A 22,690-nucleotide genomic window follows, 5' to 3' on the forward strand; every position below is an offset into this window, starting at 1 on the left:
AACTGGGATAAAAGCAAAAGGGCTTATATACTAGTTCGCTTATTTTATTATAAAAATAACTGGGAAACTCCATGAATAAGCACCAACGACATCTTTTCTGGCTTGCGCCAGTGCTGTCTATGCTGATTTACCTTCCATTCGCCAACGCAGCAATAAATCAAACTAAAGGCGATTTTGAAGATAAGTTCCGTCAGCTAGACGAATCTCTTCCTACCCCCAATGTATATCGAAATGCAGCGGGTGAGCCAGGTCATCAATACTGGCAACAACAAGTAGACTACAAAATTGACGTTAAGCTGATTGAAGATACGCGCCGTATTGAAGCCAGTGAAACCATTACCTATCACAACAATGCACCAGATACGTTGAAGTATTTATGGATCCAATTGGATCAGAATAAATTCCGCGACGATTCTATGTCTGCCCTTACCACCACTTTTGGTGGCATTGGCAATCGTGGACCTGCTACAAAAACAGCCAGTGGCAGTAAACCTGCACAACTGAGCATGGCCGCACTTCGCCGCCAACAGTTTGTTGACGATAACGAATTGGGTTACACCATTTCACGGGTGCAAGACAGCGCAGGTAACGATTTACACCACGTTATTGTTGGTACGCTAATGCGTGTAGATTTAGCCCAACCTCTTCAACCTAAAAACAACGTTACTTTCGATATCGATTTTGCGTTCAATATTGTTGAAGAAGATGCCGTTTCTGCTCGTGCGGGTTACGAACACTTCCCAGATGACGAACGTGAAGGCGGTAACGATATTTTCTTACTCGCCCAATGGTTCCCTCGTCTAGCGGCTTATACCGATTACGAAGCATGGACAAACAAAGAGTTTATTGGCCGTGGTGAGTTCACGTTAGAATTCGGTAACTACGACGTTGATATTACGGTTCCAGCCGATCATATCGTTTCTTCTACCGGTGAATTGCAAAACGCAGACGACGTGCTAACTAGCACGCAGCGTAAACGTTTGAAAGAAGCGGAAGATGCTGACCGTATTGTATTCGTGGTTACTGCTGAAGAAGCGCTAGAGAACGAAAAAGCTGGCACCAACAAACAAAAAACATGGCGTTTTAAAGCCGACAACGTGCGTGATTTCGCATGGGCTTCGTCACGTAAATTTATGTGGGATGCGCGTGGCTACCACCAAGGTGGCGACACTCAGCCATTAGTCATGGCGATGTCTTTCTACCCGAAAGAAGGTGGCGAGCTTTGGGAAAAGTACTCTACTGAATCTATCATCCATACTATGGATGTTTATAGCCGCTTTAGCTTTGATTATCCGTACCCTGTTGCCCAGTCAGTAAATGGACCTGTTGGCGGCATGGAATACCCAATGATTACCTTCAACGGTCCACGTACCGAGCTTCGCGACGATGGCTCTCGTACTTATTCTTTGGCTGAAAAACGCTTTTTGATTGGCGTAGTTATTCATGAAGTGGGTCACATCTACTTCCCAATGACGGTTAACTCTGATGAGCGCCAGTGGACATGGATGGATGAAGGCTTAAACAGTTTTCTAGACGGTGTTGCAGGACGCGAATGGGATCCAACTATTCCGTGGGGCGTTGAGCCGCGTGATATTGTTAGCTACATGAAGTCTGAAACCCAAGTGCCAATTATGACCCAGTCTGATTCAGTACTTAGGTTAGGCCCCAACGCTTACACCAAGCCAGCCGTTGCTCTAAACATATTACGTGAAACTATTCTTGGCCGTGATTTGTTCGATTTCGCCTTTAAAGAGTATGCACAACGTTGGATGTTCAAGCGCCCTACACCTTCTGATTTTTTCCGTACTATGGAAGAAGCTTCTGGTGTTGATTTAGATTGGTTCTGGCGCGGTTGGTTTTACACTACCGATCACGTTGATATCAGCCTAGATAGCGTTTACAAGCTTCGTTTGAACACTGAAGATCCTGATATTGATTTCGCCCGTGAGCGTGAAGCCGAACTTGATAAACCTAAGTCACTTACCGATATTCGCAACAAAGAAGAAGGGAAAGAACTTTGGGTAGACCGTTTCGAAGATATCAAAGATTTCTATGACGAAAACGACCGTTACACGGTAACTAACAAAGAGCGCAACAAGTACCGTAGTTTCTTGAAGAAACTTGAGCCTTGGGAACGTAAAGCGTTTGAACGTGCGGTACGTGAGGACAAAAACTACTACGTGCTCGACTTTAGCAACAAGGGCGGCTTGGTTATGCCGATTATTCTTGAGCTAGCATTCGAAGACGGCACTACAGAAGAGATGCGTATTCCTGCTGAAATTTGGCGTCGTACACCGAAAGCGGTAAGCAAGCTGATTGTCACTGAAAAAGGCAAAGAGCTAGTGAGCGTAACGGTTGACCCACATTGGGAAACCGCAGACGTAGATGTTGAAAACAACCACTATCCGCGTCAAATTATTCCATCACGTATTGAAGCGTACAAGTCTAAGCCTCGTAACACTTACGAGTATCGCGATCTTATGAACGATGTAAAAACCGAGCTAAAGACCGACGATGACGATGACGAAGACGAAGATGACAACTAAGGTTATGCCTTTTAAGTTATCTGCTAAAAACCACAAGCAGAGCCTAACGGCGCTGCTTGTGGCTGTTTTTTTATGTACCGGTTTATTCAGTACTTGGGCTAACGCGCACCAAGTTAAAGCCGCTATCACAACAGTGTTGTTCAACCCTAGAACGCAAAACATTGAAGTCATGCACCGCTTTAACCTGCACGATGCCGAGCATGCTGTAAAAGTGCTGTTCGATAAGCACGCCGATATTATGGAAGAAGAGAAAACCCAACAAGCCTTCGCTGATTACGTGAGCAACCATTTTGCGTTGTTAAACGGTGAGGAAAAGTCATTAGACTTAGGTTTGGTCGGTTTTGAGTTGGATGGTAATCACTTTTGGGTGTACCAAGAAACCGCTCAACCGCCAGAGTTAGATGGTTTGATGATTCGTCACGATGCCTTACGTGACTTGTGGCCAACGCAAGTGAATACGTTAAATGTAGAAGGGAATGGGCCTTTAAAAACCCTGACCTTCACCGACAACGTCACCTTGCTTGAAGTGGAATTTGCTAGCGACCATCATTAAGCCGCTTGTGATATTACACATATCTATTCGCTTCAAAAGCCTCATTAAAAAGCACTGCCACTTCGCAGTGCTTTTTTATATCCCCCTGAAGTCTTATTCCCATTTGCGTTAATCTCGCCTAAGTTAACCTAATACCCTGTTTATAGAACAATCGGTTTATATCAATAAATGAATATCGATTTTTACGAAAAAGGGACAAGTAAGGGCATGCTTTTAACTCACACCATGGGGACTTTCCATGAGCGATAATACAACCACCAATGCGTTTTCCAATAACAAAAATATTATGTGGGTGCTACTTAGCGGCGCCATGGCACTTACCTTCATTGTTATGATGTTTTTACCTAACAGCGGCACGGGTGAGGGCATGATAGCGGTTTACTCTGCCATGCTATGGTGTGGCATATTTGGCGCGGCACTATTTCGCTATATGACAAAAAATGGCTGGGTAGGGTTCGCAATAGGCAGCGTAGTTGGCCTTATACTACAAATGTTAGCTCAGATAGTCTAAACACTGATAGTGCGAGCACCGACAATACGACAAATAGTTTCGAACACCTTAATGCAGCACTATTTAGCTAAGCAATATACGAAAAATTAAGAAGTAATCGACCAACGACACTTTAGCGTATAAGTACTAATATAATTTGGTTCTCGTAGGTTGGACCTCACAGGTTGGGCCTCACAGGTTGAACTTCATAAAATGAGGCTGCCCGCGTTTCATAAAAGATTAAAGGCTTCCAAGGTTACTTCATGGCAAAAAATACCGATGAACGAAAAGCGCGAGCAGTACCGTCTTCTCGTATTGGGAGAGTAGGGCGCTTAGGTGCTTTGGCAGGCAAAATTGCAGGTAATGTTGTTACTAATGGTGCTAGCCAATGGATAAAAGGCGAACGCCCAGCGCTTAGCGCGTTATTACTGACGCCAAAAAACATAACTAACATTGCCGATCAACTCGCCACCATGCGTGGTGCAGCCATGAAACTAGGACAGCTTATCTCTATGGATACGGGCGACTTTTTACCGCCAGAACTCGCTACCATATTAGCCAGGCTTAGAGAAGATGCCGACCCTATGCCAAAAGCCCAATTAGATACCACGCTAAAGACCCAATGGGGCGAAAGTTGGCATGATGACTTGCTGTATTTTTCTTATGCCCCCGTTGCGGCGGCCTCTATTGGACAAGTGCATAAAGTGATTACTATGGACGGTAAAATGCTGGCCGCAAAGGTACAATACCCTGGTGTACGTAAAAGTATCAGTAGCGATGTAGATAACGTAGCAACACTCATTAAACTCACAGGTTTGGTGCCGAGTTCTTTAGATATTGGTCCGCTGTTAGAAGAAGCAAAAGTTCAACTTCATCAAGAAGCTGACTATCACCGCGAAGCCAACATGCTAACGCGCTACAAAGATGCGGTTACGCAGCATAACGATGCTGAATTCGCTTCCCAATTTGTTATACCCAGTGTTCATCCAGAGTTAACAACAGACTCTGTGCTGACAATGGACTTTATCGAAGCCAGCCCCCTTGATGCTGCAATGAACGCTCCCCAAGAAATTCGCAACAAGTTAATGACGTCACTATTCCAATTATTTTTTAACGAGATATTTGGCTTTAAGTTACTTCAAAGCGACCCAAATTTAGCGAACTATCGATACAAAGAAGATACTCAGCAATGGGTATTACTAGACTTCGGGGCAACGCGAGAAGTCCCAGATGATATTGCATTGGGCTACCAAGCACTGCTTCAAAGTGCTGCCAGCGGCAGTAAACAAGACATGCAACACGCAGCCCTGCAGATTGGTTTAATAAACCAAGAACACAGTGATGCACAGCAAGACCTTGTAGTGGCATTGGGCATGGAAGCGTGCGAAGCAATTAGAGAAGACGGCCCCTACGATTTCGGCAATAGCGACCTGTTGCCAAGACTGCACGACAAAGGCGTGGCGTTGACCATGCAGCATGATTTCTGGCATACACCGCCAGTTGATGCCCTGTTTATTCATCGCAAGTTAGGAGGGCTGTACATGTTGGCTAAGCGATTAGGCACACAAGTTAATATGCGCGCCGCAGCAGAGCCTTGGTTAAAGCTCTGATATTGCGAGCTCTGATATTGCGAGCCCTGATATTACGTTAGTACCGTGAATGACTAATAAGGTAACTGCATGCTAAACGGCAACGCCATTTGTTCTGCGCTTTTGGGCGGGTTACCAATCATTTCGTCATAGGGGGAGTCGTGTTTCATAACGGCTTGCAGTACGGTGCAGTGAGAAAATACTTCTCGTATTTGGCCTGTACTGAAAAAACGCATGGGTCGGTCTTGCTTATCGTACACCATGCCGCTTTTGTTCCCCACGGTTAGGTAGACCAAATAAACGTTCATTTCATATGACTGAACTTCAAGATAATCGATGTTTAAAGACTTACCTTCAATTTGGGTAAATAGAAACTTGTGCATAACCGCCCCTCAGCGCACGTAAATCAACTGGTGATTTTTTTGATAATTTTAACGTTGCTTTTTACGTTGCTGGCGACAAACAGGTTCATTACGATGATACTGATACTGGTGTATCGGTATCTTCTGAAGACATGCTATTAGACATATTACTGAGTGTTACGCTAGAGCGCACCGCTCTAACGAGCATGATCATACTGATCAAACACGCGCCACTAAATATGGCTGCAGGAAAAACAATCCCACTTCCTAACCACATCAGTGGAAATATCAGTAATCGAGGCCCTTCTAGCGCCAACGCCAGTTTTGAACCGGCCAAAACAAACCCATTTTGGATACTCATCGCCACTATTGTTAACACCAGTATTAACTGGTGAGCACCACTTAATGTTTGAATAAAAAGTAATAAGTATACAGTGATACTTAGTAAGATAACGTGCTGCGCCACGCTGTAATGAGTCACGGGGGCAGCCAACGCAGGGTGAAATTTTTTAAACGAAGACAGCGGCGCTTTTTCGAAGGGAAAGCGTTCGGACACGTCATTGGGGCGCCACCCCGTGCGACCAAACCACACTCGAAGTTTATCTTGCCAACGTGAAGTGTAAAAACTATCTTTGGCTAGTTGACTATAAAGCTGCGCATTCGCCCAAAAAGGGTTAAAACTTTTCAATGCAGCGCGAATGCCGAATACTGGTTTGTCGCTTTCTAATTCTGGAATAAAGGTATTGAATAAACGATCCCATATGATGAACACACCACCATAATTCTTATCGATATAAACTCGGTTTTGGGCGTGATGTACACGATGGTTCGAGGGGGTAACAAACCATTTCTCCATCCAGCCTAGTTTATCAATATGCTGAGTATGAACCCAGAATTGATATATCAAGTTAAGTGCGCCAACGGTAATTATCATTTCTGGAGGAAAACCTATTAGCGCTAAAGGTAGGTAGAAAACCCAGCTGAAAATAGCACCACTTGTTTGTCTAAGTGCGGTAGTTAGGTTGTAGTCTTCACTGGAATGATGCACCACATGGGCAGCCCATAAAATACTCATTTCATGGCCCATACGGTGATTCCAATAATAAAAGAAGTCGTACAATATGAATGCAGCTATCCATACCCAAGGTGAATAACTCAGTTCGATAAACGCAAAAGTATTAAACACCAATACATAGAAAGTGAGCGGTATAAGTTGATGCCCAAGGGCCATGATTCTCGATAACACGCCCATGCTTATACTGGTAATCGCATCGTTTGCACGATAGTGACCTGTTTTTTTCCGCTTATCGACAAATATTTCAATGGCGATAAGAAGAACAAATAAAGGAATAGCAAAAAGAATGACAGTCATAATATCTACGAATTTTAAACCCACCTGAATTGTTAATAATATGTATCAAATGATCAAGTTATTTTACATTTCACGGAAAAATTAAGGGATTTATTGAATGATGACACCAAAGTTCCCCTTTCTAGAACTTCTTAGTACTTGCTGCTATCGCTAAGAAATTGCTACAAATTGCGATCGAATTGCGAACCAATTACGTTAAAAAGTGTTCTAAATAAGGAAATTACCTTCATCAGAGAACAATTCTCTTGCGTGATATCCAAATATTGGGTGTTATCTCTGATAGTATTAATATTAGATCAGTTATTGCAGCGGAGATATTATGAACGAATCGTCAGAAAAGCGTACGTTAGGTCCCCATTTTCTTATTATCGGGGTAATAATTGTAGTCATCTTGGCTCTCGTGTTTTGGCCTTCGAAAGAAGAAGAGCCCGTCGCCCCCGAGCCTGAAGTTATTCAGCCAGATGCGGAAGCGCCTGTTGAAGAAGTGCCCGACGTTTTTGAAACTAAGCCTGCTCCGCCACCTTTAGAGCTTGAAGAGCCAGACGAAGTCCCTCCAATGCCGGAACCTGTAGAGCCAGATCCTGAGCCGTTAGATGTGAGCGACCCAGCCATAAAATCATCACTGCTGGATATTTCTACCGCCACTGACGACAGCGTAAACCGCATGATTGTGAATGAAGGTTTATTACAACGATTTGTGGTCTCTGTTACCAACTTAGCGAATGATGAAATGGCGCCTAATCACCAGTTGCTTACGCCTCCTGAACAAACATTCCGTGTTTATTCTCAGGCTGGTAAGCAATGGATTGATGCCGCAAGCTATAAGCGCTATACACCTTATGTAAACATGCTTGAGTCGTTTGAAAGTGAAGCCTTGTTGGGCATGTACGATATTTATAAAGGCGACATTCAAGACAAATACGCAGAAATTGGCGATTCGAATAAAAACTTCAACGAAGTGGTATTAGATGCTATCGATCAGTTGCTCGATACACCTGAAGTGCCGGTACCTGTTGAAGTGTATACCGATTCAGTTACCTATAAGTACACCGATCCTCGTTTAGAGAATCTAAACGAACCGCAGAAGCAGTTGCTTCGTACAGGCCCAGACAATATGCGCCGTATTAAAGCGAAGCTGCGTGAAATTAAAGTGTTGCTTGAAGAAAATGGATCTAACTAGATTTCAACAGCAATTAAAGGGCACGTCTGACAAGGCGCGCCCCCTTCCGCCGGTGGAAAAGTGGAACCCGCCTTTTTGCGGTGATATCAATTTAACCATCGCGCTAGATGGCCGTTGGTTTTACGAAGGTAGCCCCATAGGTCGAGCAAGCTTAGTGAAGCTATTTGCCTCTGTGCTTAAAAAAGAAGAAGACAGTTACTTTTTGGTTACCCCAGTTGAGAAGGTGGGGATTACCGTAGAAGACGTGCCTTTTTTGGTTACCGAGTGGCGTTTTGATAACGATTGCTTAGAGCTCACCACACAAACTGGCGATATCGTTACACTGAGCGCGGCAGAACAACTCAGCTTACGCAAGCCCCCCGTCGACTTACAAGATACTGACGCAACGCCCATCCCCTATGTTTTAGTTAGACGCAATTTGTGGGCGCGTTTGCATCAAAACGTTTATTACCAACTGCTTGAGCAGGCTAGCGAGCAGCAAGAAGGTGATGAAACGCAATTTGTGGTTACCTCGAATTCTATCCCCTTCATTATTGGCGCCGTGCCCACGAAATAGTAGTGACAAGCGTTAACATTAAGCTTCGATGTAAGCCTTTGATTAAAAGTCACGAGTTAAAAGCCCGGGCAGAAGCTTATGCTGGCGATGGCAAGCAGTTTTAAATAGCACAGCAAGTAAAATAACACCGATAACGTAGCGCAAAGTTTTGCGTTAGCTTTGCTGGTGTTCTACATTGGTTCTTCGTCTATTCACACATCATAAGAAGAACCATCATGAAAAAGACACTGACTTCATTAGCTATTTCCTTAGGACTGGCAACGTTGGGCACAATTGCCCTTTCAGCGCCTGCCGTTTCCGCCACCCTTGTGCATGCAGGTAAAGCCTTCACCGGCACGTCGGACAAGCTTAAAAGCGAAGTAACCATTGTTATCGAGGGCAACAAAATTGCGTCGGTAGAGTCTGGTTATAAAACACCCTCAAAATCAGACACGGTTATCGATTTAAAACATGCCACTGTCATGCCTGGCTTGATGGATATGCATGTTCATTTGTCTTCACAGCATGGAGGCCCTCAAACCTATTTAGAGCGCTTTTCATTAAATGAAGCCGACTATGCACTTAAGGCCGCTAACTATGCTGAAATTACGCTAGATGCGGGGTTTACCACAGTACGTAATTTAGGTGACGGCTATCATGAAACTGTCTCTCTTAGAAATGCGATCAGTAAAGGTTATGCCACAGGCCCGCGTATATTCACGGTAGGAAAATCAATAGCCACCACAGGCGGACATGCCGACCCAAGCAACGGATTATCTCACTTACTGCGCCCCGACGTTGGCCCTAAACAAGGCGTGGTTAACGGCGAAGTAGAAGCCCGTGAAGCCGTTCGTTCACGTTATCAAGACGGTGCAGATTTAATTAAAATCACTGCCACTGGCGGCGTATTGAGCGTAGCGAAAAGCGGTCAAAACCCACAATTTATGACCGATGAACTAGAAGCTATTGTACAGACCGCAAAAGATTACGGCATGACGGTAGCGGTTCACGCTCACGGTAAAGAAGGCATGAAACGCGCTATTGTCGCTGGCGTTGACTCCATTGAGCACGGCACCTACATGGACGACGAAGTGCGCGACCTAATGAAACAAAAAGGGACTTACTATGTGCCAACGATTTTGGCAGGTAAATTTGTTGCCGACAAAGCAAAGATTGACGGTTATTTTCCTGAACTAGTGCGCCCAAAAGCCGCGGCGATTGGCCCGCTTATTCAAAATACCTTTGAAAAGGCGCATAAAGCAGGCGTAAAAATTGCTTTTGGAACTGACAGCGGAGTTTCTGCACATGGCGACAATGCTCAAGAATTCTCTTTAATGGTAGAAGCGGGTATGTCTGAAGCAGACGCGATTTTAAGCGCTACCGTTAATAGCGCAGCATTGCTGGGTGTTAGTGATACCTTAGGTACATTAGAGGCTGGAAAATTCGCCGACTTAGTAGCCGTAGTTGGTAATCCGCTAGAAGATATAACGCTATTAGAAAGTGTGTATTTTGTGATGAAAGACGGCAAAATTTACAAACAATAATGGAAAGGCTTTGGGTATCAGGGCCGCATTAACTTCAAGGCAGTAAAAATAAAAGATGGCACTGGGTAAAAAGGTAAAGAAAAAGACGAAGCAACTCGTAGACTCCAAACACATGCTTACCGGCATCACGTTTGCGTCTTTTTTAGAGTCGACCATTGTGCCGGTGCCTCTTGAAGCGATTATGGTGCCCTTGATGCAAGCCCGCCGTGATAAGCTTTGGCTGATAGCGCTAATGGCAACCTTAGGTTGTGTAGTGGGTGCGATATTTGGCTACGCGCTAGGGTATTATTTATTCGACCTACTCGGCCAGTGGGTAATTGATACGTTTTTCAGCCAACAACAATTCGACAGTGTTAAACAACAAATGCAAAACCAAGGGTTTTGGTTTGTGATGACATTGGGTATTGCCCCCATCCCCTTTCAAGTGGCCATGTTAGCAGCAGGTGCCACCAAATTCTCTCTCGGCCTTTTTCTGTTAGCCACGGTGATCGCGCGGGCCATCCGCTATTTTGGCTTAGCCGCCGTAGTGTATTTCGCGGGGAACAAGGCCGAGCAGCTTATTAAGAAATATAAAATTGCCGCCATTGCCGTGCTCACTGCGTTAGTTATAGGCGTATGGTTTACGGTTAATATGTTGAAAGGTTAGTGGTTTTTCCAGCACTATTAAATGTGTACTTAACGCGCTAATCTGCTTTGTAAATTACTTCGATAAAATTTTTCAATTTTACATTTGATAATAATTCTCATTTGCACTAATGTAGTTTTTAGGAGGTGCAAATTATGAATTTACAACGGTTATGCCCAGTCTACAGAAAGTGGTTACAGCTAAACCCTTCACACGCCCGCGAGCACAGGATCGCGATGCAGGTACAAACGCAGCAAGCTCACCAAGCGGGCAAATATAACGAGGCGAGGCGCCTTGGCTATCAAACCTTCGAAGCCGCTAAAGTTGTTCTTACTGCCTTACAGCCGGTTACCGATACGGTGGATAAATCTATTCACGAAGATGTATTGGCCTTTGGCACTATGGCCATGTATTTATCCTCGTTACTGCACAAAGAAAATAAAAAACACGAAGCTCACCAAATTCTACAAGAGTGCCACCAGCAACTTATCGCTATATTGCCTTTACATGCCAGTAAGCCCTCAGTGTGTAAGCTTATTTGCGCTATACAGGTAGCGCTTGAAAAGGGCGGTGGCGCGATGCCTGCGGAACATCAGCAGGCGCTAACGTTGCACTAGTGATACAACCTATCAACCGTAAAACATACCCCATGAAGGCGAGGGACATTAGCATGACAGTAGAATCATTTCAGGATAACAACGACTTCATATCGTTAAACGTAAAAGCATCGGTGCTTCAAAAAATGTTGAGTGGGCAAAACTTGCATGTGTCAGACATTCATTGCGACTGCTCTCGTAGTAAACAACAATTGCAGCAGCTTCTGTTGCAAGCCGTCAGTGGTGACAACGAGTAGGTAATCCGGTAGATACATATAGAGGTAATAGCAAGTAAGACGCGCCAAAACGCTGCGCAGGTTTATTATTTACGCCTTTATTATTAGTGGTTCGATTCTTGATAATCGTAATAGACGAAATTCAATTATACGAACGAGGAGCGCACCGTGCGCGATACATCAAACTGGCTTTCAGCCATTGCCAGCGCAGGTTACAGCGCAAAAACCATCATGTACTCCATACTTGGTGTCTTTATTCTTTCCTCGGTAATTACTGCCGCAGACCGTGAAAAAGCGACACAAGAAAACGTGTTTTCCACCCTCAAATCACAGCCATTTGGCCAAGTGCTACTCGGTATTTTAATAGCGGGATTAGTGAGCTATGCCCTGTGGCGATGGCTTCAAAGTATTTTAAATACCGAATCGCTAGATATGACAAAAGCGAAAGACATTATTATGCGCGTGTTTTTGTTTGTATCAGGAATATTCTATTTCGGCGCCGCGTTTTTAGGCGCAAAAGTGCTAATTGGTAGCAACTCTGGCAGTAGTTCAAATAGTGGCGGTGGTTCCAAAGGGGAACAGGTAAGCCATCAACTTTTACAGTATCAATGGGGAACCTATTTGGTTGCTGCTATTGGTGCAGGAGTGCTTATATTTGCTTTTATGCAGTTTAAACACGCTTACAAAGCAGATTTCCTCAAAAAGTTTGAACAAGCAAAGCTAACAGGTCATAAACAGAAAACGACCAAAGTGGTTGGTAGACTAGGCTATTTCGCCCGAGGTGTGGTGTATTTGCTGGTGGGCAGTTTCTTTGTTATATCTGCGGTAAAAAACGACCCTTCTGAGGCGGGAGGGCTGCAACAAGCACTACAAACCCTTACCCAGCAAGCGTTCGGGCTCTACATGTTAGCTGCCATGGGAGTCGGGTTTATCATGTTTGGTATTTATTGCGGGTTTGAAGCCAGATATCGACGAACCTGAGTTGACTAACAGCGCTAAGAGCGCCCTACACCCCTTTTTTGATCACATACTGATACGGCATTACATCGGTTTGTGATGCCACTAGGGTATGCTCCATAAATCGACAAAAGCTAGGCACATCTCGTGCCGTTGAAGGATCGTCTGCCGTTATCGACAAAGTCTGACCGTCTTCCAGCTTACGTATTTGCAAACGCACCATCATCACCGGCTCAGGGCAACGAAGCCCCAACGCATCTAAATGCGTTGTGGCTTCATCAAAGGCTTGTTGAAATTCAGTCGCCATACTTAAATACCATAGGTTTCACGGTATGTATTTATCGCGTTGATTTCATTAGTCATGTTGTCTTGCTCAGTTAAGTAAGTCACCACATCAGCTAACGTGACAATAGCAATTACTGTAGTACCAAAATCGCGCTCGACTTCTTGAATAGCAGATAATTTACCCTTACCGCGTTCTTGCCTGTCTAGCGCAATAAGCACACCGGATAAACTCGCGTTGTGCTGCTCTATCAAGGTCATAGACTCACGAATAGCCGTACCTGCGGTAATTACATCATCCACTAACATGATGCGACCTTCCAGCGGGCTACCTACTAAGTTGCCCCCTTCACCGTGAGTTTTCGCCTCTTTGCGATTAAAGCAATAAGGTACATCACGATGATGACTATCGGCTAAGGCTACCGCTGTCGTTGTGGCAATAGGAATACCTTTATAGGCAGGGCCGAACAATACGTCGAATTCCACTCCAGCATCTACAAGTGCATCGGCATAAAAGCGCCCCAACTTGGCTAAGTCACCGCCAGAGTTAAATAACCCTGCGTTAAAAAAGTACGGGCTTACACGGCCAGACTTTAAGGTAAACTCACCAAATTTAAGTACACCACGTTCAATGGCAAATTCAATAAAACTGCGCTGAAACGCTTTCATGGTAACTCCTTACGCCAGTGCTGCTTTTTGAATATCGAACAATTCACGCAAACCATGCTTAGCAATAGTTAGCATTTCATCAAGCTCTTCAAACGCAAACGGTTCGCCTTCTGCGGTACCTTGTACTTCAATAAGCTTACCGGTTTCTGTCATGACGATATTCATGTCTGTTTCGGCTACTGAATCTTCGGTGTACTCAAGGTCAGCAATAGGCGTACCTTTATAAATACCTACCGACAACGCCGCAATCATGTGCTTAAGAGGGTTGGCTTTCAAAATGCCTTTGCTACGCATATATGTTAACGCATCAACTAAAGCCACACAGGCACCCGTGATAGACGCAGTACGTGTACCGCCGTCAGCTTGAATAACATCACAATCAAGCGTGATCGTGTTTTCGCCTAGTAGTTTCAAATCTACTGCAGCGCGAAGCGAGCGCGCGATAAGGCGTTGAATTTCTAGCGTACGGCCACCTTGTTTACCACGAGCAGCTTCACGACCACTACGAGTATGAGTAGCACGAGGAAGCATGCTGTATTCCGCCGTGATCCAACCTTTGCCCTGGCCTTTCATGAAACGAGGCACGCCTTCTTCAACCGTGGCGTTACACAACACTTTAGTGTTGCCGAACTCCACCAGCACTGAGCCTTCAGCGTGACATGTGTACTGACGAGTAATAGTAACTGGACGAATTTGATTGGCGGTTCTGCCGCTTGGACGCATAGAGTTCTCCACGAGATGAATGCTTATAAAAGAAATAATTCTGGCAAGTAACGCACTTAATAATGGGTAAGTGTTCAGACAAGCCTAAGTTTGGGGCGTAAGTATAACGCACTAATAGCAGCTGTTAAAAACGAACTTTCGCCCTTTTAGCATATCGAACTCTTATCAATGTAGGCTACTATAGTGAATACAAGAAAACCTGCCTGATGATAATGATGACACAATGCGCGACAGCGGGTTGTTTTTGCAGGCTTTCATTTGCAAAAAGTGCAATAAAAGGACTATTTATGATTTACAGCATGACCGCATTCGCGCGGGTTGAAACGAAAAAAGAGTGGGGCTCCGCCGTATGGGAAATACGTTCTGTTAACCAGCGTTTTCTAGAAACTTATTTCCGCTTACCCGAGCAATTCCGCTCTTTAGAGCCAGTACTTCGCGAACGTTTTAGAAAAAAACTGGCCCGCGGGAAAGTAGAGTGCGCGTTACGTTTCACCGCCAACGATGCTGCTGTAACCACACTTAGCCTTAACGAAGCGTTGGCTAAACAAGTACTTCAAGCCGCCGACTGGGTACAAGCTCATGGACAATCTACCGGTGTAAACCCGCTAGACGTATTGCGCTGGCCTGGTGTGATTGCTGCCGAAGAAGCCGACATGGATACCATTCATGGCGATGTTATGGCTGCGTTCGACCAAGCACTTAACGATTTTATAAGCGCACGTGCCACCGAAGGCGAAGCGTTGAAAGGCATGATTACTCAGCGCTTAGACGCCATTGAAATAGAAGCCGAGAAAGTCACCGCCCGTATGCCTGAAATTATGGTGTGGCAGCGCGAAAAAGTACAAGCTCGCTTCGAAGAAGCAAAAATTGAGCTAGACGCAGGCCGCTTCGAACAAGAAATGATTATGCTTGCGCAAAAAGTGGATGTTGCCGAAGAGTTAGACCGATTAAACGCTCATGTAATAGAAACCCGCAACATTCTTAAAAAGGGCGGGGCAGTTGGCCGCCGTTTAGATTTTATGATGCAGGAATTTAACCGCGAGTCGAACACGCTTGGTTCAAAATCAATTAATACTGATATCACCCAATCGGCGGTTGAACTTAAGGTGCTGATTGAGCAGATGCGTGAGCAAATTCAGAATATCGAATAGTTTTTTTACCTGTCCAAGAATGTCTTAGAAGCCCTGTTATTTTCTTGTAAATACAGGGCTTTTTTATTTTCCCCGTCCAAATCGGTTTGCAGATGTCCGTTACCAGTTGCTGTTTAAGTGGTGGGCAAAATGGTGGGCAAGACCTGTTTTTTTGACTCAATAAGCAAAAAGTCAAGGTATCTGGTGAGCAGATTTTTGCATCTATCTCACCACCGCCTTATGCCATCTCCACTTATCGTGCTGCTTGCAGATTGTTCAATCACTCAACTATCGAACCAATCGATAAACAAACAGTGGTGGGCAATGGTGAGCAAATTTTAACGATTTCTTAGGAATATAGAGTAACAAACGATGGCAAAACTAACCGCAACTCAGGTGCAGTCTTATGCTCGCACCGCAACAGCAAACAAAAAATACAGTGATGGGAATGGCCTATATTTTTGCGTAAGAAAATCTGGCATGCCGTATTGGATGCTAAGGTATACCAGCCTAAACGGACGACGAGAAGCCACGCTCGGTCAATATCCAAGCATGACCTTAGCAGAGGCTCGACTTGAATCATCTAAAATGCAGCTACAACTTCAGCAAGGTGAAGACCCATTAGCAATCCGTGCTATTGAAACCATCCCAGAGATCCAAAATGTCAGTCAGCTGTTTCAAGACTGGTATGCCAAAGACTTAAGTCGCCGATTAAAGCACCCGAATATACCCAAACGTGTTTTTACCAAAGAAATTGCACCAGTGATTGGTCAACTTCCTATCCAAGCCGTGCGGCCAACACATGTACGTGAAGTATTGGAACGCATTCGAGAAAGTAACCGCCCTACCATCGCCAACGATACCTTGATGTACATGAAGCAGCTGTTTCGACATGCGATAAAGCTCGACTTAACGCTGAACAACCCCGCCGCAGCATTTACCGTGGACGATGCCGGTGGTGTGGAGTCCAGTAAAGACAGGATGCTCAGCAAAGAGGAAATTCACTACGCCTTTAGCGTGTTTCATACCCATATCAATAGCTTTGGCCGCGACAACTACCTCGCTTGCTGCCTGTTTTTGGTATTGGGCGTGCGCAAAAGCGAACTGTGCGAAGCCATGTGGCGTGAAATGGATTTAACCACGGGCGTATGGGACCTACCCAAGGAACGAAGTAAAACTGGCGTGCCAATCAGCATTCCCTTACCACGCCAAGCCATTGCCTGGTTTAACGAGCTGCAAATCCGCGCTTGTGGCTCACCTTATGTTTTCCCAGCCAGACGAGCAAGCCATCGTCCACATATGGGGCCAGATACGCTAAACCGCGCCATTTCTAAACTCTTTGGTCGCGAGCCTGGGCGCAAAAAACAGCCACCGAATAAAATGGGCAAGCTTGAACACTTCACCGTACACGATCTGCGCCGCACCTTTCGCAGCCTTGCCGCCTCTTTGGGCATTGCAGGCAATGTGGCCGAACGCTGTCTTAACCATAAGCTAAAAGGCGTTGAGGGTATCTACGACCGCCACGATTACTTTGAAGAGCGCCGAATTGCCCATCAAACCGTGGCTGATGTGGTTGAACCACTGGTGAACTTTGAGCCCTCTTCACAACACCACACAGGAGGGCGTTAACATGCAATTTATGATGCGACTCGCACCCATTACCTTTCCAATAGCCATGCTGGCAGGCCTTGGTTGGTGTATTGGCATTGCCTTACTCGAACAACCTTATGGCGTAAGCTACGAGCTTACCCGGTATTGTCTGACGACATTGGTGGCTCTCACCCCGTGGCTGACGCTAAAACTCACGTTCTACGTGATTGTCAGCCTAGGACGCAAACTAGGACTCATCCCGCCTGCACGCCCAACGTACAGCCTAGGTTATGAAGAATCGCTCTATTGGTTCAGAGTATTGGCGTTCTTCGATGGTAAACGCAGCTGTATGCCGAAAAAGCCAATCAGGCGAAACTAACAAGCCATTTGCTCACTTACCGTGGGCAGTTGGGACAATGGGGCAGCACTTGATATGCCAAGCTTTAGAGGGTGAATAAAAGGAAATTACACTGCCCCAAGGAATGGGGCAGTTGGGGATGCGGTAACAACTCCTAACCGCATCAAGAATACCAAACTTGCAAAAGTCCCAAATTGGGACTAACATCTGTTTATGAGAATTATCGCATTATCAACCTTAAAAACATTTTGGGAAGACAGCCCAGAATACATTGACGCTAAAGAGCCAACGTTAGCGTGGTATAGGCATGCATTAAACGCTGATTGGGGAGCACCGGCGGATGTGAAACAGGACTTTAGAAATGCCAGCATCCTCAAAGATGGACGTGTCGTGTTTAACATTGCCGGTAATAAATACCGGTTAGTCGTTTGGATCAATTATGCCTACAAGGTGGTTTACATACGGTTTATCGGCAGCCATGCACAATACGATAAAATTGATGTGCAAACGATTTAAAGCCAAAAGGTAGTAACAAGAGGTAAATATAATGGACATCAGACCTATTAAAACAGATGCCGACTACCGCGCGGCATTAAACGACATCGAAAACCTAATGATGGCGGAGCCAGATACCATTGAAGGCGAAAAGCTGGACATTTTGGTTACGTTAGTTGAAGCCTACGAAGCAAAGCATTTTCCAATGGATTTGCCAGACCCTGTTGAGGCAATAAAGTTTGAGATGGAGCGCAAAGGCTTAACGGTTAAAGATCTTGAACCCATGATAGGTAAAAGCAATCGTGTTTATGAAATCCTAAACCATAAGCGATCACTCACGCTAAAAATGATTTGGAAACTTCATGAAGGGTTAGGTATTCCAGCAGAGTCACTGATCAAGCCACCGCAAGTTCGCGCTTCATAGCGCTGCGAATCAAAATTAGTTTGTTATGAATGACGCTCGCTACCCAAACATTTCTGCTATTGATAACAGGCTAGCTGAGCTTGAAAACGAAAAGCAGCAGCTTCTCGCATTAAGAGAGGCTTTGCGTAGCGCTCAAAACGAGCGTTCACCCGTTAGTCCTTACAGAGCACAGAGTACATACACTCACGACTTACCGAGATGGGTATAAGCACTGTCGTACTCAAAGGCGCCATGAAAGCTGCCGAACGCAAGAATGCTGTCAATCATCTGCAATCGGCTCAAGTCGTCGTCGCAACAGGAAAATATGTAGGCGAAGGATTTGACCTACCAAGACTGGATACGTTGTTTTTGGCTATGCCAATCGCATGGAAAGGTACATTGGCTCAATATGCCGGTCGTATTCATCGTGAATCGGAAGGCAAAACACAAGTCACCATTCACGACTATGTGGACTGCGCCCTCCCTATGCTGCAACGCATGTTTAAAAAACGCGAGAAAAGCTACAAGGCAATGGGGTACGCCCTTGAATACTTTGAGGGTAACAGTGACAAGCAACCTTCACTGAAGTTAGAAAACGTCCCTTCATCAAATACCAGGCCAAAATAAACAGCAGCACTTCATTAAACACTTCCCCATGCCTTTACCCCCTTACGCCAAAACCACTATCCGTTTGGCTTTTGGATCGAAACGCCAAACAGGGAAATTAGTCCATTTACTGTTTGGCGTCTCGATTGAAATCCAACGCTGGTAGGCCTTGCCATTACTGGCTCAAAGCAAGGTTTGGCACTTTTTGTACCCTAAACCAACCTCGGCATCAAAGTACAAACCGTTTGTTTTTTCAAACCCAGAATGCAAACGATCGTTTGGCGTCTCGATTTTTTTGCACTAGCCAAATGCCGCCAAACAGCGCTGTATTGGACTATGTATCTCAAACAGTTAGCCGCGCACAGGTCATCATAAAAAACCGATTTGACTGGTTAGTTTGATGGCCATTTCTTTCATCTAATTCACCACCACGTCTGCACTCGACGACTGAAAATAGACGGCATGACGAACCAACAAGGTGATATGTGACGTGTTATGGGCAAGTGGTAACGATTGGTATAGAGAATGGATACAGCAGCTGGTCGCGTTACTGGTTGGGCATGGCGCGTTTACTCTCTACCCAGCATTAAGCCAGTGCGATAATGCAGCCGAACGCTTAACCCGCTGGCTGACTTTTCAGTTACCACGCGTTAAACAAGCGCACCCTGGCTGCCCGATTCACCAATGGCTGAATAGCATTGGCGCACAAGTGATCGTAGAAAAATGGCAGAGCCCAGAACAATGGCCCAACTTATATTGGCTACCTTTGCCTGAGGTTGATGGCCACGCGCAAGGCGGCTTGGTTTTGTTACCGGCACATTTTTTACCGGTATATGGGGATTGCACAAGCCAAACCAGAACATTGCAAGCAAACACACCGGCCAACGCCTGTATTTTTTGGTGCATCACGCCTTTATCTAAAACGGGAAAGCGCGCTACCTTGCACCCCAAACAGCAAAACCGCGCCTTTTGCCTGCCCAGTTCGCCGGAGCAAATAGGAAAATCATGCACAGGGTTATTACTGAGAGGTTTGAAAAAAGACAACGGAAAACCAAACGGCAACGTGATCAGCCACCAGATTAACCTAGCTCTGCTGCACCACCTTTGCGAGCCGGAGAGTAATGTGTGGTTGAAAGCGAATTTTGGTGCCGTAACTCATTACGGTACCAAAAATTAGAAGCCTGAAAAAAGAGTAACCCCTCGGAGGGCGCTGATCTAACGGGTAGCGGGAGGGGTGTTGTTGGTGCAATTTTAATATCAAAAGCGCCAAATGGCTCGATATTTTTAGCTAGAGCTTTCTCTGTTAGGTTTTTACTCAGGCTATCGTTTGAACTATCCGGAACTTCCAGATGATTTCACTTTGTACAATGCTTACCATTATTGTCCTTGAGTACCCTCTCATACAGTTTCAACCTCAACGGTCTCACCAACACTTCTCATTAATGAAGAAAACTGCTCATTGTCCTGTTTTAGTCGCTCGATGATTTGCCTTGCAGCTGTTTGCATTTCCGGTACATCTATAGGTATCGAGCCACTTTCGAAGCACCCCTTTAAATGTGAAAACTCGTTATTGATTCTATCAACTAACACTGCTGGGATTTTTTCATCACCAAAAAACAGCTTTAACTTATCTTCATCAGATGTTTGATCAGGGTACTTATAGTAAAGATAAATCTCGAAAAATTTGCGCGCATTATTCGCAAAGTTATAAAACGAGTTGAAGTTTGCATCATTAACACTTTCGACATTGGCGCACTTGTAGATTTGATGAAAAAGATAATTGAACTCTGTGATGTATTTTTTTAGGTAATCAGGCATAGACTGAATTGTAGAAAATTTACCTTGCCTAATCACAACAAAGAAATCTTTCTGGTAGCTTTTTAACTTTCCAGAGCCTGCTGGATCGAAATACTTGCCATTCAGCATTCTCAGATACTTCAAGAAATCAAGGTTGTGTGTTGAAACAAACAGTTGTGCAAATTTGCCCTTTTCGACCACTTCCGCATTCAACAAGCTATAAATAAAGAAAATATGATTACCATCGAGCGACGAGATAGGATCATCAATCCAAATAATGGGTTTTGAATCTTTTGTTGCGACATCATCTAACTTGGCCAAAAAGTAGCAAAATGCCAGCAAGCTGCATTCCCCTTCACTAAGATGATAAGCTTTTTTACCATCACGGATCACTTCAAACCGAATACGTTTTGCCTCTTGCGTTGGCCCTTCATCCTTTTTAGCCTCCAACGTCAAAAACTGATGCCCGAAAAAATTATTCAGATATTCATTTACCTTTTTAGCCCCTTTTTCTTCGTCATTCAGTTCACGTTTCTTAGCCGTAACTTGTGCTTGTTTTTCGGTAATGTCCGCATTGATAGTCGCCTGCGCTTGTTGAGCCTCGTCTCTTTTTTGCTGTAAGGTTTCAATTGAATTGAGCTGTGTTTGGTAATCAATCGTAAGCAAATACTCAGCGACCTCTTTCAATCGCAAGTCGGCTTTGGCCTTGGTTTGTTCGCCAGCTAATGAGCTGCTAAATAACTCTGATTGAGCGCAAAGGTCACTATAATCCTGCCAGATTTGCGTTAGTTTCGCGGTACCATCAGCGGGGCTCTCATAGTCTTTAACGTTTAAAATATCACCTTTTCGCGCCTTCAGTTGCTTGGTTAGATTACCTAAAGCAAGCTGATAGTCTTTGGTTGCAGCTTCTAACCTTAAATTTAAGGCAGTTAGTTGTGAGTGGAACTTGGAATAAAAAGCAGATTGATCAATGGTGAGTGCGGATTGAACTGTTTGGTTTTCGATTTCTATCTTAGCAAGTAACGCATCAATCGACTTTTCCAATAGCTCAGACTCTACATCAAAGTGCTTATCAAGCTCTGCCCACCGCTCAGTCGAAATTTCATTGTCACAAAATGCGCATTTTTCATGCTTATTTCGATGATGAGAACGACCTTCATTGACCCAGCGGTTAAGTACAGCATCTTTTACTAACGCCTGAATTTTATCAGACTCACTGATGGGCTTGGTTACCAACGTTTCAACTTGTAGTGCCAAGCTTAAAAAACTTAGCTGAGGGGAAGAAAATCTGGGGATTGCAGGCAAAACCTTTTCATCAATCAGCTTTTCGTGCTCGCTCACTTGCTCTGATGTTAACGGCTGAAAATCAGGGCTACTAACAGTTGTGATATCGGCCTTTAATTTGGTAATGGTGTAGTTTTGGTCACCAAAACGCTCAGGCTTGTATTTAATACCGATGTCTTTATTAGTCGCTTTATCACCCAATTGTTTTTCTAGACTTTCATTCGATTGTTTATGAGAGGCAAAGGCATTGCTGTATGCAACTGCGGCCTGCTTTTTGTCGGCAAACAAACCGGTTTCTTGCCCTTCAATACTAGAACCGAGTTCTGCCTCAAGAGCTTCAATCTCTTTTTCGATCTTATTATTGTCATCGCCTAAAATGGCAAATGGCTCAATGCTGTCGTCAGGATTAGTGATAAATCGAAGGTTATCTCTAATAAAGTCTTCATTGAAAACGCGAATGTTCTTGTCGTGGGTGGCTAAGGCCGCGAATGTTACATCTGAGTTGTCAGCAAATTTTAGTTGAAACGAAGGCGCGCCATATTTGTCTGATAAAGTGCGTGTCTCTAGAGCACGAGCAATACGCGACAGTGTGGTCTTACCGGAATAGTTGCGCCCATAGATGATGTTGATATCAACAAAGTTCTGAACGGCGCCGCCTTTGTTTTTAACTTCACTATCCCAGCTAAAATCGTCAAACACACCAAGCTTTTTAATGTGCTGAATTTTCTTTAGCATCCTAAACCTCCTTGTCGTTGCTCACTCGGCCGC

General features: G+C 44.7%; 23 protein-coding genes and 1 pseudogene. 18 read left to right on the top strand and 6 right to left on the bottom strand.

The window, feature by feature from the left end; genetic code table 11:
* Window positions 1–119 precede the first annotated feature (119 nt).
* The 4 genes from C7Y69_RS00925 (at window position 120) to C7Y69_RS00940 (ending at window position 5,199) form a co-directional block, all read left to right on the top strand.
* The gene (locus C7Y69_RS00925; protein WP_126871564.1) at window positions 120–2,546 is read left to right on the top strand and encodes a M1 family metallopeptidase; all 2,427 of its coding nucleotides are present in this window, start codon (window positions 120–122) and stop codon (window positions 2,544–2,546) included.
* A gap of 4 nt (window positions 2,547–2,550) precedes the next feature.
* Window positions 2,551–3,099 (top strand): DUF6702 family protein, encoded by a 549-nt coding sequence (locus C7Y69_RS00930; RefSeq protein ID WP_041453219.1) that lies wholly within the window; start codon window positions 2,551–2,553, stop codon window positions 3,097–3,099.
* A gap of 238 nt (window positions 3,100–3,337) precedes the next feature.
* Window positions 3,338–3,610 (top strand): hypothetical protein, encoded by a 273-nt coding sequence (locus C7Y69_RS00935; protein ID WP_126871512.1) that lies wholly within the window; start codon window positions 3,338–3,340, stop codon window positions 3,608–3,610.
* Between the two features lie 242 nt (window positions 3,611–3,852).
* Window positions 3,853–5,199 carry an ABC1 kinase family protein gene (locus C7Y69_RS00940; RefSeq protein WP_126871513.1) on the top strand — a complete coding sequence of 449 codons (1,347 nt, stop codon included), beginning with the start codon at window positions 3,853–3,855 and terminating at the stop codon, window positions 5,197–5,199.
* A 53-nt stretch (window positions 5,200–5,252) separates the two neighbouring features.
* Here C7Y69_RS00940 and C7Y69_RS00945 read toward each other — a convergent pair whose 3' ends face one another.
* Window positions 5,253–5,561 (bottom strand): DUF6482 family protein, encoded by a 309-nt coding sequence (locus tag C7Y69_RS00945; RefSeq protein WP_126871514.1) that lies wholly within the window; start codon window positions 5,559–5,561, stop codon window positions 5,253–5,255.
* A gap of 88 nt (window positions 5,562–5,649) precedes the next feature.
* Window positions 5,650–6,912 carry a sterol desaturase family protein gene (locus C7Y69_RS00950; RefSeq protein WP_126871515.1) on the bottom strand — a complete coding sequence of 421 codons (1,263 nt, stop codon included), beginning with the start codon at window positions 6,910–6,912 and terminating at the stop codon, window positions 5,650–5,652.
* A 319-nt stretch (window positions 6,913–7,231) separates the two neighbouring features.
* Here C7Y69_RS00950 and C7Y69_RS00955 point away from each other — a divergent pair, with 319 nt between their 5' ends.
* The 7 genes from C7Y69_RS00955 (at window position 7,232) to C7Y69_RS00985 (ending at window position 12,609) form a co-directional block, all read left to right on the top strand.
* On the top strand, window positions 7,232–8,092 hold the full coding sequence (locus C7Y69_RS00955) for a DUF3014 domain-containing protein (protein WP_126871516.1): 861 nt from the start codon (window positions 7,232–7,234) through the stop codon (window positions 8,090–8,092).
* A complete protein-coding gene (locus C7Y69_RS00960; RefSeq protein WP_013786767.1) occupies window positions 8,079–8,648 on the top strand; it encodes a DUF1285 domain-containing protein in 570 nt (189 codons plus the stop codon). Before C7Y69_RS00955 ends, C7Y69_RS00960 begins: the two co-directional genes overlap by 14 nt.
* A gap of 215 nt (window positions 8,649–8,863) precedes the next feature.
* Window positions 8,864–10,171 carry a metal-dependent hydrolase family protein gene (locus C7Y69_RS00965; RefSeq protein WP_126871517.1) on the top strand — a complete coding sequence of 436 codons (1,308 nt, stop codon included), beginning with the start codon at window positions 8,864–8,866 and terminating at the stop codon, window positions 10,169–10,171.
* Between the two features lie 55 nt (window positions 10,172–10,226).
* On the top strand, window positions 10,227–10,817 hold the full coding sequence (locus tag C7Y69_RS00970; protein WP_013786770.1) for a YqaA family protein: 591 nt from the start codon (window positions 10,227–10,229) through the stop codon (window positions 10,815–10,817).
* Between the two features lie 134 nt (window positions 10,818–10,951).
* Complete coding sequence (locus tag C7Y69_RS00975; RefSeq protein ID WP_126871518.1) at window positions 10,952–11,413, top strand: hypothetical protein; 462 nt, start codon at window positions 10,952–10,954, stop codon at window positions 11,411–11,413.
* A 53-nt stretch (window positions 11,414–11,466) separates the two neighbouring features.
* On the top strand, window positions 11,467–11,649 hold the full coding sequence (locus C7Y69_RS00980) for a hypothetical protein (protein WP_126871519.1): 183 nt from the start codon (window positions 11,467–11,469) through the stop codon (window positions 11,647–11,649).
* Between the two features lie 147 nt (window positions 11,650–11,796).
* Window positions 11,797–12,609, top strand: a complete 813-nt coding sequence (locus C7Y69_RS00985) for a DUF1206 domain-containing protein (RefSeq protein WP_126871520.1) — start codon at window positions 11,797–11,799, stop codon at window positions 12,607–12,609.
* Window positions 12,610–12,634: 25 nt separating this feature from the next.
* Here C7Y69_RS00985 and tusA read toward each other — a convergent pair whose 3' ends face one another.
* From tusA to rph, 3 genes are read right to left on the bottom strand one after another with little or no spacing between them, the layout of a single operon-like run.
* The gene (gene tusA / locus C7Y69_RS00990; RefSeq protein WP_013786774.1) at window positions 12,635–12,892 is read right to left on the bottom strand and encodes a sulfurtransferase TusA; all 258 of its coding nucleotides are present in this window, start codon (window positions 12,890–12,892) and stop codon (window positions 12,635–12,637) included.
* A gap of 2 nt (window positions 12,893–12,894) precedes the next feature.
* A complete protein-coding gene (gene pyrE / locus C7Y69_RS00995) occupies window positions 12,895–13,536 on the bottom strand; it encodes an orotate phosphoribosyltransferase (protein WP_126871521.1) in 642 nt (213 codons plus the stop codon).
* Between the two features lie 9 nt (window positions 13,537–13,545).
* Entirely contained in the window at window positions 13,546–14,259 is a 714-nt protein-coding gene (rph, locus tag C7Y69_RS01000; RefSeq protein ID WP_013786776.1) for a ribonuclease PH, read from the bottom strand.
* Window positions 14,260–14,546: 287 nt separating this feature from the next.
* On the opposite strand from rph, the gene C7Y69_RS01005 reads away from it, so the two are divergent.
* The 7 genes and pseudogenes from C7Y69_RS01005 to C7Y69_RS01035 all read left to right on the top strand — a co-directional run bounded on the left by C7Y69_RS01005 (window position 14,547) and on the right by C7Y69_RS01035 (window position 20,018).
* Window positions 14,547–15,410, top strand: coding sequence for a YicC/YloC family endoribonuclease (locus tag C7Y69_RS01005; RefSeq protein ID WP_013786777.1), 864 nt, complete (start codon window positions 14,547–14,549; stop codon window positions 15,408–15,410).
* 351 nt (window positions 15,411–15,761) lie between these two features.
* Window positions 15,762–17,018: a tyrosine-type recombinase/integrase gene (locus C7Y69_RS01010; protein ID WP_126871522.1), complete on the top strand. Its 1,257-nt coding sequence runs from the start codon at window positions 15,762–15,764 to the stop codon at window positions 17,016–17,018.
* A 1-nt stretch (window position 17,019) separates the two neighbouring features.
* Window positions 17,020–17,358, top strand: a complete 339-nt coding sequence (locus C7Y69_RS01015; RefSeq protein WP_126871523.1) for a hypothetical protein — start codon at window positions 17,020–17,022, stop codon at window positions 17,356–17,358.
* A gap of 192 nt (window positions 17,359–17,550) precedes the next feature.
* Complete coding sequence (locus C7Y69_RS01020; protein WP_102309607.1) at window positions 17,551–17,853, top strand: type II toxin-antitoxin system HigB family toxin; 303 nt, start codon at window positions 17,551–17,553, stop codon at window positions 17,851–17,853.
* A 31-nt stretch (window positions 17,854–17,884) separates the two neighbouring features.
* On the top strand, window positions 17,885–18,256 hold the full coding sequence (locus C7Y69_RS01025) for a type II toxin-antitoxin system HigA family antitoxin (RefSeq protein ID WP_000354813.1): 372 nt from the start codon (window positions 17,885–17,887) through the stop codon (window positions 18,254–18,256).
* A gap of 146 nt (window positions 18,257–18,402) precedes the next feature.
* Window positions 18,403–18,862: pseudogene (locus C7Y69_RS01030) on the top strand (DEAD/DEAH box helicase); the annotation flags it as partial.
* Window positions 18,863–19,331: 469 nt separating this feature from the next.
* Window positions 19,332–20,018, top strand: coding sequence for a hypothetical protein (locus C7Y69_RS01035; RefSeq protein WP_126871524.1), 687 nt, complete (start codon window positions 19,332–19,334; stop codon window positions 20,016–20,018).
* Window positions 20,019–20,239: 221 nt separating this feature from the next.
* On the opposite strand, the gene C7Y69_RS01040 is transcribed toward C7Y69_RS01035, so the two are convergent.
* Complete coding sequence (locus tag C7Y69_RS01040) at window positions 20,240–22,657, bottom strand: AAA family ATPase (RefSeq protein WP_126871525.1); 2,418 nt, start codon at window positions 22,655–22,657, stop codon at window positions 20,240–20,242.
* Window positions 22,658–22,690: the final 33 nt, after the last annotated feature.

The sequence above is a fragment of the Alteromonas sp. KS69 genome (assembly GCF_003989595.1).
Classification (GTDB): domain Bacteria; phylum Pseudomonadota; class Gammaproteobacteria; order Enterobacterales; family Alteromonadaceae; genus Alteromonas; species Alteromonas naphthalenivorans.

What these genes read in the sequence shown, in the direction of transcription:
- tusA (WP_013786774.1), bottom strand. Translation starts at nt 12,892, where the DNA reads ATGGCGACTGAATTTCAACAAGCCTTTGATGAAGCCACAACGCATTTA.
- C7Y69_RS00975 (WP_126871518.1), top strand. Translation starts at nt 10,952, where the DNA reads ATGAATTTACAACGGTTATGCCCAGTCTACAGAAAGTGGTTACAGCTA.
- C7Y69_RS00925 (WP_126871564.1), top strand. Translation starts at nt 120, where the DNA reads ATGCTGATTTACCTTCCATTCGCCAACGCAGCAATAAATCAAACTAAA.
- rph (WP_013786776.1), bottom strand. Translation starts at nt 14,259, where the DNA reads ATGCGTCCAAGCGGCAGAACCGCCAATCAAATTCGTCCAGTTACTATT.
- C7Y69_RS00980 (WP_126871519.1), top strand. Translation starts at nt 11,467, where the DNA reads ATGACAGTAGAATCATTTCAGGATAACAACGACTTCATATCGTTAAAC.
- C7Y69_RS00970 (WP_013786770.1), top strand. Translation starts at nt 10,227, where the DNA reads ATGGCACTGGGTAAAAAGGTAAAGAAAAAGACGAAGCAACTCGTAGAC.
- C7Y69_RS01025 (WP_000354813.1), top strand. Translation starts at nt 17,885, where the DNA reads ATGGACATCAGACCTATTAAAACAGATGCCGACTACCGCGCGGCATTA.
- pyrE (WP_126871521.1), bottom strand. Translation starts at nt 13,536, where the DNA reads ATGAAAGCGTTTCAGCGCAGTTTTATTGAATTTGCCATTGAACGTGGT.
- C7Y69_RS00965 (WP_126871517.1), top strand. Translation starts at nt 8,864, where the DNA reads ATGAAAAAGACACTGACTTCATTAGCTATTTCCTTAGGACTGGCAACG.
- C7Y69_RS01040 (WP_126871525.1), bottom strand. Translation starts at nt 22,657, where the DNA reads ATGCTAAAGAAAATTCAGCACATTAAAAAGCTTGGTGTGTTTGACGAT.
- C7Y69_RS00940 (WP_126871513.1), top strand. Translation starts at nt 3,853, where the DNA reads ATGGCAAAAAATACCGATGAACGAAAAGCGCGAGCAGTACCGTCTTCT.
- C7Y69_RS00955 (WP_126871516.1), top strand. Translation starts at nt 7,232, where the DNA reads ATGAACGAATCGTCAGAAAAGCGTACGTTAGGTCCCCATTTTCTTATT.
- C7Y69_RS01005 (WP_013786777.1), top strand. Translation starts at nt 14,547, where the DNA reads ATGATTTACAGCATGACCGCATTCGCGCGGGTTGAAACGAAAAAAGAG.
- C7Y69_RS01020 (WP_102309607.1), top strand. Translation starts at nt 17,551, where the DNA reads ATGAGAATTATCGCATTATCAACCTTAAAAACATTTTGGGAAGACAGC.
- C7Y69_RS00950 (WP_126871515.1), bottom strand. Translation starts at nt 6,912, where the DNA reads ATGACTGTCATTCTTTTTGCTATTCCTTTATTTGTTCTTCTTATCGCC.
- C7Y69_RS00935 (WP_126871512.1), top strand. Translation starts at nt 3,338, where the DNA reads ATGAGCGATAATACAACCACCAATGCGTTTTCCAATAACAAAAATATT.
- C7Y69_RS00960 (WP_013786767.1), top strand. Translation starts at nt 8,079, where the DNA reads ATGGATCTAACTAGATTTCAACAGCAATTAAAGGGCACGTCTGACAAG.
- C7Y69_RS00945 (WP_126871514.1), bottom strand. Translation starts at nt 5,561, where the DNA reads ATGCACAAGTTTCTATTTACCCAAATTGAAGGTAAGTCTTTAAACATC.
- C7Y69_RS01010 (WP_126871522.1), top strand. Translation starts at nt 15,762, where the DNA reads ATGGCAAAACTAACCGCAACTCAGGTGCAGTCTTATGCTCGCACCGCA.
- C7Y69_RS01015 (WP_126871523.1), top strand. Translation starts at nt 17,020, where the DNA reads ATGCAATTTATGATGCGACTCGCACCCATTACCTTTCCAATAGCCATG.
- C7Y69_RS00930 (WP_041453219.1), top strand. Translation starts at nt 2,551, where the DNA reads ATGCCTTTTAAGTTATCTGCTAAAAACCACAAGCAGAGCCTAACGGCG.